This window comes from Paenibacillus sp. FSL K6-2393, assembly GCF_038002545.1.
Classification (GTDB): domain Bacteria; phylum Bacillota; class Bacilli; order Paenibacillales; family Paenibacillaceae; genus Paenibacillus.
In genome coordinates, this window is record NZ_JBBOCU010000001.1 from 2118382 (window position 1) to 2131134 (window position 12753).

A 12753-nucleotide genomic window follows, 5' to 3' on the forward strand; every position below is an offset into this window, starting at 1 on the left:
GAAGGATTTTGCCTGGCCGGGGTCGTATATAACAATATGCAGCTATTTTATGAAACCGGGTGGTCTGGGTTTGAGTGAGTTAAATATACGTCACATTGTTGTGGATGGTGATGCTTGCCCGGTCAAAACCGAGATTGCGCAAACCGCTCGCCTTTTCAACATCCCCGTATTGTTAGTCTCTTCATTTGATCATTTGCTTCAAGGAGGAGAAGGGGTACGAACCGTGCAAGTGGATCGCAGTGATCAGAGCGCAGACCTGTATATTGCTAATCATATTAAGCCATATGATGTGGTTATCACTCAGGACTATGGACTTGCGGCACTTGCGCTCGGCAAACGTTGTTATGTTTTATCCTTTCGTGGTCGTGAGTTCAACGATCGTGACATTGATTTCATGTTGGATTCTCGTCATACTGCGGCCAAAGCACGAAAAAGAGGCCATTACGGGAAAGGCCCAAAGCCTTTCACAGAGCAGGATCGAGAAATGTTTCAACATAAACTGACAAAACTTTTAAAAGATTTGCAGGAGAATGTGTAAGTTTATCGAATTATATTTACGTGTTGAAGAGATGAAGGTGGCCAGAGATGAGTACCGGACAAGGCGGTATACCCGAAAGTATTATTGAATCGGTGTTACAGCAGAATGATATTGTCGATACGGTGAGCCGATTTGTGCATCTGACCAAACAGGGGAAGTATATGAAGGGCCTCTGTCCTTTTCATTCCGAGAAGACGCCTTCGTTCACCGTTACACCTGAGAAACAAATTTTCTACTGCTACGGTTGCGGCACGGGTGGAAATGCCATCAAATTCAGGATGGAAATCGAAGGGTTATCCTTTCCCGAGGCTGTCAAGACGATGGCGGAAGAAAGTCACATCTCTATGGGGGACTGGCAAGGGCGTGAATCTGCTCATGTGAATCCGGAGACGGAACGTCTATTGGAGGCTTATGAGCTTACCGCGAAGCTGTATCATTTTTTGTTGAAAAATACAGAGCACGGCAAGTCAGCCATGGAGTATTTACGCTCAAGAGGTTTTGGCGACAAGTTGATCGACCAGTTTCAGATTGGTTTCGCACCAAATCGTTGGGACACACTGGTACAATTTCTCGAGAAACGTAACTATCCGCTTGAAGAGATGGAAAAGGGTGGACTTCTGTCACCGCGAAATGAAGGTCAGGGATATGTGGATCGATTCCGAGACCGGATTATGTTCCCGATTAATGGCAGGAGCGGTAAGCCGATTGCATTTGCAGGACGCATATTGGGAGATGGGCAACCGAAGTATCTAAATTCACCGGAAACCCGGTTATTTAACAAAAGCCGTGTTCTCTATAATCTGCATCATGCCAAAAATGCAATTCGCAAACAAAGACAAGCCATTTTGTTCGAGGGATATGGTGATGTCATCTCCGCATGGGATCAGGACATCCAGAATGGTGTAGCGGCAATGGGCACTGCGCTAACCGAGAATCAGGCACTGATGCTCAAAGGGATGTGTGACGAAGTCATCATATGTTATGACGGCGACAAAGCAGGACAGGCTGCTGCACTCAAAAACTTCCCCATTCTTGAGGAAGCTGGATTGCAGGTCAAAGTGGCTCTCATACCCGAGGGACTTGACCCGGATGACTTTATCCGGAAGCATGGTGGTGATCGGTTCCGAAACCAGATTGTGGATGGTGCCGTGACAACTACAAAATTTAAACTTATAAACTTGAAAAAAAGCCATATACTGCTAGAGGGTGGCGGACAAATCGCCTATTCGAAAGAAGCAGTAAAATTGATTGCACCCTTACCTTCTCCAACAGAAAGGGAAGTGTATCTTCGTGAACTGGCTGCAGAAGTGGACGTATCCTTCGAAACATTGAAGCAGGAGTGTAATGAAGAACGGGAGGCAATGAAAAATAACCTCCAGTACGGGGATAATAACCCGAAAAGGTGGAATAATGGTAGGCAACAAAATAGGCAGGTGCCTACACCGAATCTGTTACCGGCTTATCACGCTGCCGAACGCAAACTGATTGCCTGGATGTTGCAGGATGATGAGGCTGCCCAGTACGTGAATGAGCATCTTGGTGAAGCTTTTAACTTGGATGATCATGCAGCTATTGCTGCTTATCTATATGCCTACTATGCGCAAGGCAAACCGTCGGATACAAGCCGTTTTATGTCTTCACTGCATGACGATCGCTTGGAAAAAACGGTCAGTTCAATCTCGATGATGGATGGTCCAGGTGAATGGAGTATTCAAATGCTCGATGATTGCATCAGGGAAGTGCTGAAGTATCCGCGTAAAAAAGAGTACGATTTGAAAAAAGAAGAAATGATTGCTGCAGAGCGGGCAGGTGATTCTGTACGCGCGGCACAGATTGCAATTGAAATGATTGCCCTAGAGAGACAGTGAACGTCTGATGATTAGATGTTTCTAGGGAGGAGGGAGTCGAGTTATGGCGAATGATCAGCATACTGAACTAGAAACAGAATTGACACTGGATCAGGTTAAAGATCAATTGATTGAATCAGGTAAGAAAAGAGCTTCGCTGAATTACAAGGAAATTATAGAGAAACTCTCTCCTTTTGAGCAGGATGCAGAGCAAATGGATGAGTTCTATGAGCAACTGAGCGATCTGGGTATCGATGTAGTGAATGAAAATGATGAAGAGGTTACACTTCGTCCTAGTGAAGATTCCGAGAACAACACCAGAGAGGGAGAGGACGAATTTCACTTTGATGATGACCTGAGCTTGCCGCCAGGTATCAAAATCAATGACCCTGTCCGTATGTACCTCAAGGAAATTGGTCGTGTGCCACTGTTGTCGGCAGATGATGAAGTACAACTGGCTAAACGGATTGAGAACGGGGATGAAGAAGCCAAGCGTCGTCTGGCTGAAGCGAACCTTCGACTTGTAGTCAGTATCGCCAAGCGTTACGTTGGACGTGGAATGTTGTTCCTTGATTTGATTCAGGAAGGTAATATGGGTCTGATCAAAGCGGTTGAGAAGTTCGACCACAAAAAAGGATACAAGTTCAGTACGTATGCTACATGGTGGATTCGCCAAGCGATCACTCGTGCTATTGCTGACCAGGCGCGTACCATTCGTATCCCTGTACACATGGTGGAGACGATTAATAAGCTGATCCGGGTATCCCGTCAGCTGTTGCAGGAACTTGGGCGTGAACCGACACCAGAAGAAATCGCTGCTGAGATGGATCTGAGTGTAGAAAAAGTTCGTGAAATTACGAAGATTGCACAGGAACCGGTTTCTCTGGAAACACCAATTGGTGAGGAAGATGATTCCCATCTGGGTGACTTCATTGAGGATCAGGAAGCACTTGCTCCGGCGGATGCTGCTGCGTATGAGTTGCTGAAAGAACAGCTCGAAGATGTATTGGATACACTGACTGAACGTGAAGAGAATGTGCTTCGTCTACGTTTTGGTCTGGACGATGGACGGACGAGAACGCTGGAGGAAGTTGGCAAGGTATTTGGTGTTACGCGTGAGCGTATTCGTCAGATCGAAGCCAAGGCTCTTCGTAAATTGCGCCACCCGAGTCGTAGTAAACGACTCAAGGATTTCCTCGAATAATCGAACTATGGGAGACTTTCCGCAAGACGCTTTAGCGGCGGCGGGGTCTCCTTTATTTTTAATTTAAACGTCTTGATTTCTTGGTTTTGGAAATTCATCCTTGAAATGTTTTATTGGATTTTATTTTATCGCTTTTCCTTGTTCAATGCAAATCAATAAATTAAATGAATGGTGTAGGTGCTTCATGAAACTTTCGAATCGATTACAGCGAATACATGATCAAATTCCCGATGGCAGCCGTATGGCTGATATCGGTTCAGACCACGCGTTGCTGCCAGTAGCTGCTATCCGCAGTGGGAAAGCTGCGAGTGCAGTAGCCGGGGAAGTCAATCCTGGCCCTTATGATGCTGCATGCAAACAAGTCAGTGATGCTGGCCTGAAAGAAAAAATAACGGTACGCCGTGGAGACGGATTGGATGTAATCTCTGCAGGAGAAGTGGATGTCATCACCATTGCAGGCATGGGTGGTGCCCTGATTGCCTCTATTTTGGACCGAGGTTTATCCAAACTGGAAGGAGTCCAGTTACTTATTTTGCAACCAAATGTGGGAGAGGATATCCTCAGACGCTGGTTGTTGGAGCATCACTGGGTGGTTGTAGCAGAACAGTTGCTCGAAGAAGATGGAAAAATTTATGAGATTATAACGGCGATGCCACAATCTGTAAGCCCGATAGCCAATGTAGAGGTGTATCGTGCACGCCCGCTTCAAGGCGGGGCAGAATTAACGGAAGATTTGCTGCTGCGGATGGGACCTTATTTGGTGGATCGTCCATCGAATGTATTTTTTGCCAAGTGGGAAAGTGAGATCATCAAACTGCAAGGGGTTGTAAACTCGATCTCCAAATCCGATCAGGATTCTTCCCGGGACAAGGCGGCCGAGGTAGAGCGTCTTATCGCAAACTTGAAGGAGGTTTTGGCATGTTTGCCAAAGGTCAAACTGTAATTCAACTGATGGAGCAACTCGCTCCCAAACATCTGGCTGTACCGGATGACCGAATTGGTCTCCAGCTCGGCAGTTTGCAAAAAGAAATCAGTCACGTGTTAGTGGCTTTGGATGTGACGGATGAAGTGGTGGACGAAGCAATTCGTATTGGTGCCAACCTGATTATCGCTCATCACGCCATCATTTTCCGTCCGGTTAAGTCACTGAGTACAGATACACCTATGGGTAAATTGTATGAAAAGCTGATTAAGCATGATATCGCTGTCTATATCAGTCATACAAACCTGGATGTGGCCGAGGGTGGTATGAATGACTGGATGGCCGAGGCACTTGGCATCGAGAGTAAAGAATCGCTGGAAGATGTACACACAGATCATCTGTACAAGCTGGCTGTGTTTGTACCTCGTACCCATCATGAACAGGTTCTTCAAGCCATTCTGGAAGCCGGAGCGGGGAGTATCGGTCAATACAACAAGTGCAGCTTTAACACGGAAGGTACAGGAACGTTTGTACCTGGTGAAGGGACTCAACCGTTTATCGGTACCCAAGGGCAAATGGAACGTGTGGAAGAAATGCGGATTGAGACCATCGTACCCCAAAGTCTGAGAAATAAGGTCGTTCAGGCGATGCTTAAGGCTCATCCGTATGAGGAAGTGGCCTATGACCTCTATGCCATGGATTTAAAGGGCCGTACGCTTGGTTTGGGACGCTTGGGACCCCTTAGGGAACCTAAGACATTAGGTGAGCTTGTGGAGGTCGTGAAGACCCAATTCAATGTGCCTCATGTGCGTGTAGTAGGAGATCTGAACAAGCAGATCAAAAAAGCAGCGGTTCTTGGCGGCTCTGGCAGCCGTTATGCGCTCACTGCCCGCTTCAAAGGTGCGGATGTTATTGTGACCGGAGATATTGATTATCACACGGCTCATGATGCGTTAATGGCAGGTATGTGTATCATTGACCCGGGACATAATTCCGAAAAGATTATGAAACCAAAAACAGCGGATTGGCTTCGTTCCCGTTTGGAAGAAAAACGATATGATACGCAAGTCACAGCTTCAGAGGTAAATACGGAAGTATTCCAATTTATCTAAAAAGACCGTTGCTATGTGGTTTCCAGTAATATTAAGCTTGTCTGGGAACCTAAATGCCTGTATACTATGTAATGTTGTTCGGAAAGCTTGACAGACAATCGCTGGTGGCCTTTGTTGCCACGAGAGGAAAGTCCGGGCTCCACAGGGCAGGATGCTGGATAACGTCCAGTCAGCGCGAGTTGAAGGATAGTGCCACAGAAATGGACCGCCGATGGCCGGATTTTCCGGCACAGGCAAGGATGGAACCGAGGTGTAAGAGACCCCGAGGAACGCTGGTGACTTCGTTCCTGGTAAACCCCATCTGGAGCAAGACCTAATGGGACACAGCCGCCTTTTCGGAGGAGGCAACCTTAGCCCGAGGTGTGTCTAGGTTGGTCGCTTGAGCTGTGCAGCAATGCATGGCCTAGATAGATGATTGTCGCTTCTGGTGGGAGGGTAGTTCCCGTATGAACCACGAAGAGCACAGAACCCGGCTTACGGTAAGCTTTCCTAACTGCAACAACAACACCATAGCAACACAATGTAGTCCACCTATCAGTCGAGGACAACTCGTATGAATCATCCGATGGCCTGACTGATCAGAAGGACCCATGAACATCTAAAAAAACATAACTTCTGTTGATAACAGGTTCTATAAAAATAAGGCGGCAGTTCCGAGATTCTCGGGCCTGCCGCCTTATTTTTATTTCTCATATCAAGTTATTTAACCTTCATACACTAATGGAATAGCGAAGCGTTTATGACAGTTCATTACAGTGTAACAACACTGTCCGATGTTAAGGAAGCATGCCAACGTTGGATGGCGCGATCCATTCTTTCCACGGCTTCCGGAAGGAGCTCAGGGTCCGTATGAGTAAAGTTGATTCGCATGCGGTTTAACTCTGGTGTACCTGCATAGAAGGAATCACCTGGCACAATGCACACTTTCTCCTGGATACCGTAAGTGAACAGATTGCTTGCAAGCATGCCTTCAGGCAATTGCAGCCACAAGAACATGCCACCTTGTGGTGAATTCCACGAGATGCCTTCCCAAGCTTTGGCTGCCATAAGAGTCGTCAGTGTTTTCATGCGTTGTTCGTAATCCTCTGAAATATGGCGAATATGCGCATCCAGATCGAAAGATTCAAGTAGTGCATGAAGCGCTCTTTGGTCAATGCTGCTGGAGTGCAAGTCGGCACCTTGTTTGGCTCGTGCTGCCATTTTGACAATATCGGGAGCAGCCAGTATCCAGCCAGTACGAAGGCCAGGTGCTACCGTTTTGGAGAATGTACTGGTGTAGATAACATTGGAAGGGCCGTCATAGGATGCTGCATCCAGTTCTGCGAGAGCAGGGACATCCAATTGCTCCGGATTGAACCGAATTTCACCATAGGGGTCATCTTCCAGAATGAGTACACCATACTTGCGGCACAGATCCACAGCCTGCTGTCTTCTTTCTCGGGACCATACTTTTCCCGTAGGATTGGAGAACGTGGGATTAATGTAGACAAGTTTTGGACGATGCAACTGGAGCTGTTTCTCCAGAGACTCAGGCAACATGCCGTGATCATCACAGGCTACGCCGTGAGATTCAGCCTGATAGGAATGAATGACTTGCAGAGCAGCGAGGTAGGTTGGTGATTCAACCAATACACGGTCACCCGGGTCAAGAAGGATGCGGCAAACCAAGTCAATGGATTGCTGTGAACCCGTAGTGAGAAGCATGTGATCGGGTGAAGCGGGAATGCCCTTGGATTCAAGACGTTCGGCGATTTTGGCGCGAAGAGGACGGTAACCCTCAGTCTCCGCATATTGAAGAGCGGCTGCTCCGCTCATAAATACTTTTTCATATGCAACGCGGATGGCTTCCAGCGGGAATGAAGTCTGGGCTGGTAATCCACCGGCTAGTGAGATCATTCCAGGTGCCTGAGCGGCCTGGAGCATGTCGCGAACGACAGAGGACGGGGTGTTTTGTGCCATTTTGGACCAAGGGATACTCATGTTATTCTCATCTCCTGTTATTCACTGTTATACTGATATTATAAACTATAATAGACGGACTACACTATAACAGTAAAATGAAGATCATAACAGTTGGGGGAGCACACATGCATATTGAATTAAAGCGGGGAAGCAGTACCAAATTGTACGTGCAGATTGCGCTAACGATTGCCGATCGCATCCGATCAGGACTCATTGAACCCGGAACCCGACTTCCTTCTGTTCGTAAAATGACCGCGGATTTGGGTGTCAGCCTGGTCACTGTATCCAAAGCGTATGCTGAACTTGAAGCGATTCAATTGATCACCTGCTCCCAAGGGAAAGGTTGTTATGTGAGAGGTACATTGAACGTGGATCAGACGGAGGATATGGACCGAACGCAGCGAAATAATGCCAACAGTGAATCCAGTACGTCATGGAATTGGCAGATGGCACTGGTGGATTATTTACCTCGAGCGCAGCTCTGGAGACATTTTGATACGTCACCTCAAGTGCGGTATGAACTTCATATGTCAGCGATTCAGCCGGAATTGTTGCCTACACGCGAGATTATCGACAGCGCCTACCGACTCTCCTCTGATCACACAGAGCGTATGGCAGCTTACGGATCTTTTCAGGGGGATCGGGAGCTTAGACAGATCTTTGCCGAACATTTTGCCGAGCGTGGACTACAGGCTGCACCTGAACGCATGTTAATTACAAGTGGTGCACAGCAGGGGATCGATCTTGTGGCACGGACTTTTGTCGGACCTGGGGATGTTGTATACATGGAGGCACCAAGCTATACCGGAGCCATTGATGTATTTACGAGTAGAGGCGCGAAGATCATTACGGTCCCAATGGATGACGAAGGCATGCGTATTGATCTGTTGACCCGATTATGTGACACCTATCCGCCCAAGCTGATCTATACGATCCCGACTTATCACAATCCAACAGGTATCACGATGAGTGCAAGAAGACGAGCACAGCTTCTTAATCTCGCGCAAAGCTACCACTGCCTCATTCTCGAGGATGATCCGTTTGCAGATCTTTATTTTCGGGACCCTCCCCCGGCTTCCATTAAATCGATGGATGGGACAGGTCATGTCGTATATATCAAAAGCTTCAGCAAGGTGTTGTCTCCCGGTTGCCGTATAGCCTGCGCCATCGCAGACGGAAGCGTATTGACCCGGCTTGTGGCCGCGAAATCTACTGCGGATTTGGGGAGTCCGCTGCTTACACAAAAGGCACTGCAATCTTTTATTCAGAATCAGTACGGTGCCTATGTATCCCGATTGAGGGATGAATTGTATTCTCGCTTGTGCGCAGCTTCTAAAGTGCTGGAAGAGCATGCTACTATGGGCATGCAATGGCGCTTGCCAGAGGGAGGACTGAATCTGTGGCTCCAACTTCCGAGTAACTTGGATATGCGTGAGTTGCATCATCAGTCGCTTGCTGCTGGGGTCTCTTTCCTCCCTGGTTCCGCCTGTTATGTAGGGGAGATGGATACACCAAGTCTGCGTATCTGCTTCACTGTAACAAATGTTGAGCTTTTGTGTGAAGGACTTCGTGTACTGTGCCAAGTCATTGACAGAGTAACACCTGGGCAGGGTGGGACAGTGGCGGACAGGCTACCGCTCATATAATTTTTCGGACTATGGACATACATCCAATCCACTTTCGATCTGTTGCAATAGGTTATAGTATCACCAGAAAGGGAGTTGGTTTTGAAATGAACCATTACTGTCCACCGCTTTGCCCGATTGTCTGTGACCCGATCCAGGTTGTTGAGGATTATTACATCCCACAAATCGTACCTGTAATCCACCCGATTGAAGTGATCAAAAAACATCACTGTGTTCCGATTCATCACCACATGTATCCTGTTGTTGTCAAAGAAGAAGACCCTTGTTATGTATCCAGCCATAATCCGAAGAAAAAATCCGTGAAAAAATCAAGTAAAGCCCGCACATCTTCTCGCAAGCGCTAATTGCGGCGGGTGCCCCGGGGAATTGGATGTAAACCAAAAGAGCAGCGTACGCCCCGGGGCGCAGCTGCTTTTGTATTTTTTACAGATTATCCTCATTACGATTACTGGGTATACTTTTTCATCGTATTATCCATTTGTTGTCTGACATGTTGCGGCCAGAATTGCAAAGGAGCGCTGTTGCCTGATGCGGCTTGCAGTGCCTTATAGACATCGATTTGCCCATAGCCGAAATACTTGTCGTGACCAGGATCACCGAGGTCAATAACACTTTGGCGCATCAAATCCATCACTTCCGTGTTGGTCAAGTCCGGGTTCAACGAACGAATCAAACCTGCAAGTGCGGCTACATGAGGGCTAGCCATGGACGTTCCAGATAAGGCCGCATACTGATTGTTTGGATAGGTACTGGCGATGCTGGACCCCGGAGCCATCACATCCACATAGTCCCCGTAGTTGGAATAGGAAGCTTTGCTCATATCCGGGTCCGTAGCAGATACGGCAAATACTTCCGGATAAGCAGCTGGGTATCCTGGACGCTCTGTATTATCGTTCCCCGTGGCTGCAATCAGGACGATATCCCGGTCAAAAGCGTATTTGATGGCATCATGAAGAAATTGCGCATCAGCATAATTACCCAGACTCATGTTGATCACTTTGGCTCCATGATCGGCTGCCCAGATGATGCCTTCGGCAACGGCATACGTGGTACCAGAACCTGAGTTGTCGAGTACTTTAACCGGTAGTACCTTGTTATACCAGCTCATGCCTGCCACGCCTTCATTATTGTTGACAGTAGCGCCGATAATGCCTGCGACGTGTGTCCCATGTCCCACATCATCCATCGGTTGGCTTCCCGGCTCGACCACATTATAACCCTCAAGGAGCTTGCCCTTCAGGTCAGGATGATTCATATCAACCCCCGTGTCGACCACCGCAACGATGACATCTTTGTTTCCCTTGGTAATATTCCAACCTCTGTTTGTCTCAATCGCAGGCAGGTTCCACTGATAATCGGAGAACAAAATGTCATTGGGTATCGTTACATCTGTTTGTTCAGTTACAGTATCATTGGTTAAATACATATAGTGGGGTTCCATATAGAGTGGATTCCATTTGCTTTCGAAATAACTGTGCAATTGTTTGTAACTCATGTGTTCTGACCGAAAAACATACGTGTATCCCAGCTTGCGCGCAGATTGCGCTCTCAGATCGGATTTAATGATACGCATATCCCGTTCACCGGGATCCTGGCGAAATCGGATGACGATTTCATTTTCGTAAAAATGACTGGCATTTGCATTATCATGTCCGGTCTTCACTGTGATTTCGTTAAGCGTATCCGGGTGAACAGACTCAATTTTGAATTTACCCTCACGCGGATAAGGGATCATGCGAAGATTTTTGCGCTGATGTTGTTCAACAGCATTTAATACGTTCTGGCTGAACAAGGCAATTACAGCTCTTTTGCCATCTTTGGAGGGTTGCCCCATAACAAAATATTTTTCCTTTCCCAAAGGAAAAGAAGAGGATTCAAAACTTTGACGTTTGTTTACCGCTTTTTTGGCAAGATTGAACGAATGTTGAAGCTTCTGTTGTTCCAACTTGCTTCCTTGTGTGGAGGCCTGATCAAAGGGCTTATTAAAAGAGCCATTGGTATTCATGAGATGAATGGATCTGATATGTTCATGTGAACGTTGGAGATCATTCACATATCGGCTAACCTGCGCAGCATTCATTGTGGCGGTTTTCTCCAGCATGATACTGAGATGTTGCTTGGCATCCATACGGGTCAGAAGATCGGTTGCTTTGACATCCTGCACTTTCAGACGCTGCTTACTCGTGTGCTCTTCATGAGCAGAGTCGGACAGGGCACTTGGCTTAGGTTCTGGACGATTGGATGTTGGAAGCAAGAGCGTCAGGGCGAGTGCTCCTGCACCAGCTGCAAGGGCCCAGTTAATCCATTTCGGTCTGGACATGGTGGATGGAACCTCCTTCGTTCATTTTGGACAATCATTAACAGTGCTTCGTCGTTGTCATTGGTTATATCTATCGTTAGAAAAAGCGGATATTTTTATGCAGGCGAGTTCGAGTCTAACTGCGGATAATAGGCATGTTCAACGGCAGAAGCGGAAAGCATGATTAAGGGATACCGCTCGTCATCTTTTTATGGTAGGATTATAGCTGAGAATTCAAAGGTCAGGGGAAAACCACCGTTGGCCGACCTATATGTAAGGACTTATTTAAGGGGGAGCTACCTTTATGTCAGCAGCCAATGTACAGAAAACATGTGAGTCAACTAGGGAAAAGTTAAAACCGGCTATCGATCGGATTGAAAAATTTTTGAATGAGAATGCTTTGCCTGAACTGGATCAGAATCAGACGGAAGAATCAACAGCCTTCTACAAAGGATTTCTTTCAGATCTCCGTCATTTGCTCGTTTTTTCTGAAGTTTCTTACGAAAAACTTGGCGTTGTGCTGCGTCGTGCCAACTTTGATGTCGATTTTGCCGAAAAGGCTCTTTATAATACGTATCATCAATGCGTAAACAGCTTTTTCTATCCCAAAAATGAATGTTATTCCGAAGACGGAAGATACGCTTACACAGGACAAGATGCCATTCGTTTCCGTGACAAGCCAATCCGTGCAGTACGGGATGTCATTCTTGAGGTTTCCAAAACGTACGAAGAATTGCGCGATGATCTGGCATATTATGAAAGTGATTACCTGACTCAGCGCCGTATGCAAAATCAACGGAATCACGCCTAATTAACGTTTAAACCTTAATATGAAATTGGACGAAACCGCCCTTGTGGCGGTTTTTTTGTGTTTTTAGTGAGAATCAGACGAGGTGTGATCATGTCATCATCTGGCATTTTGACGGGGAATATCAGGTTTGTGGCGGGGAGACAATAGTAGTCGAGGTGATAAAAAATGAGCCAAGACAAACCAATTGTCAAATGCAGCGTCTCCAACTGCAACTTTTGGGGAGAAAACAACTTCTGCCACGCTGATGCCATCATGATTGACATTGACCAACATGCCACCCGTCGTCTGCATGAGGAATTTGCCGGTGAGACATTTGACTCCGATCACCATGATCACGCACGCACATCCTCTGCAACATGCTGTCACACGTTCAAACCCAAGTGAGCAGTCATCCCTATTCATAACGGAGGTG

Annotated in this window: 11 protein-coding genes and 1 other RNA gene; 10 read left to right on the forward strand and 2 right to left on the reverse strand. The window is 47.0% G+C overall.

Translation table 11 applies throughout. The annotated features are described in order from the left end of the window. Positions 1–49: 49 nt before the first annotated feature. From MHI14_RS09260 to rnpB, 6 genes are all read left to right on the forward strand, one after another. A complete protein-coding gene (locus tag MHI14_RS09260) occupies positions 50–538 on the forward strand; it encodes a YaiI/YqxD family protein (RefSeq protein WP_047843776.1) in 489 nt (162 codons plus the stop codon). Positions 539–585: 47 nt separating this feature from the next. Further along, on the forward strand, positions 586–2406 hold the full coding sequence (gene dnaG, locus MHI14_RS09265; protein ID WP_091028421.1) for a DNA primase: 1821 nt from the start codon (positions 586–588) through the stop codon (positions 2404–2406). 43 nt (positions 2407–2449) lie between these two features. Then, positions 2450–3589 (forward strand): RNA polymerase sigma factor RpoD, encoded by a 1140-nt coding sequence (rpoD, locus tag MHI14_RS09270; protein WP_062835490.1) that lies wholly within the window; start codon positions 2450–2452, stop codon positions 3587–3589. A gap of 184 nt (positions 3590–3773) precedes the next feature. Continuing rightward, positions 3774–4532 carry a tRNA (adenine(22)-N(1))-methyltransferase gene (locus tag MHI14_RS09275; protein ID WP_249912143.1) on the forward strand — a complete coding sequence of 253 codons (759 nt, stop codon included), beginning with the start codon at positions 3774–3776 and terminating at the stop codon, positions 4530–4532. Continuing rightward, the gene (locus tag MHI14_RS09280) at positions 4508–5623 is read left to right on the forward strand and encodes a Nif3-like dinuclear metal center hexameric protein (protein ID WP_341130219.1); all 1116 of its coding nucleotides are present in this window, start codon (positions 4508–4510) and stop codon (positions 5621–5623) included. Before MHI14_RS09275 ends, MHI14_RS09280 begins: the two co-directional genes overlap by 25 nt. An 82-nt stretch (positions 5624–5705) precedes the next feature. Next, an RNA gene (rnpB, locus tag MHI14_RS09285) (RNase P RNA component class A) lies at positions 5706–6115 on the forward strand. 258 nt (positions 6116–6373) lie between these two features. Here the strand turns inward: rnpB and MHI14_RS09290 are convergent. Beyond that, positions 6374–7603, reverse strand: a complete 1230-nt coding sequence (locus MHI14_RS09290) for an aminotransferase-like domain-containing protein (RefSeq protein WP_341130220.1) — start codon at positions 7601–7603, stop codon at positions 6374–6376. Between the two features lie 107 nt (positions 7604–7710). Here MHI14_RS09290 and pdxR point away from each other — a divergent pair, with 107 nt between their 5' ends. Together pdxR and MHI14_RS09300 are read left to right on the forward strand one after the other, a co-directional pair. Further along, on the forward strand, positions 7711–9231 hold the full coding sequence (gene pdxR, locus MHI14_RS09295; protein WP_341130221.1) for a MocR-like pyridoxine biosynthesis transcription factor PdxR: 1521 nt from the start codon (positions 7711–7713) through the stop codon (positions 9229–9231). An 86-nt stretch (positions 9232–9317) separates the two neighbouring features. Next, positions 9318–9575 (forward strand): hypothetical protein, encoded by a 258-nt coding sequence (locus MHI14_RS09300; RefSeq protein WP_076211601.1) that lies wholly within the window; start codon positions 9318–9320, stop codon positions 9573–9575. A gap of 101 nt (positions 9576–9676) precedes the next feature. Here MHI14_RS09300 and MHI14_RS09305 read toward each other — a convergent pair whose 3' ends face one another. Continuing rightward, positions 9677–11551, reverse strand: a complete 1875-nt coding sequence (locus MHI14_RS09305) for a S8 family peptidase (RefSeq protein ID WP_341130222.1) — start codon at positions 11549–11551, stop codon at positions 9677–9679. A 283-nt stretch (positions 11552–11834) separates the two neighbouring features. Between MHI14_RS09305 and MHI14_RS09310 the strand changes: the two genes are divergently transcribed. Both MHI14_RS09310 and MHI14_RS09315 read left to right on the forward strand, forming a co-directional pair. After that, positions 11835–12341, forward strand: a complete 507-nt coding sequence (locus MHI14_RS09310) for a YpuI family protein (RefSeq protein WP_062835484.1) — start codon at positions 11835–11837, stop codon at positions 12339–12341. Positions 12342–12506: 165 nt separating this feature from the next. Beyond that, a complete protein-coding gene (locus tag MHI14_RS09315) occupies positions 12507–12725 on the forward strand; it encodes a DUF1540 domain-containing protein (protein ID WP_074095869.1) in 219 nt (72 codons plus the stop codon). Positions 12726–12753 lie beyond the last annotated feature (28 nt).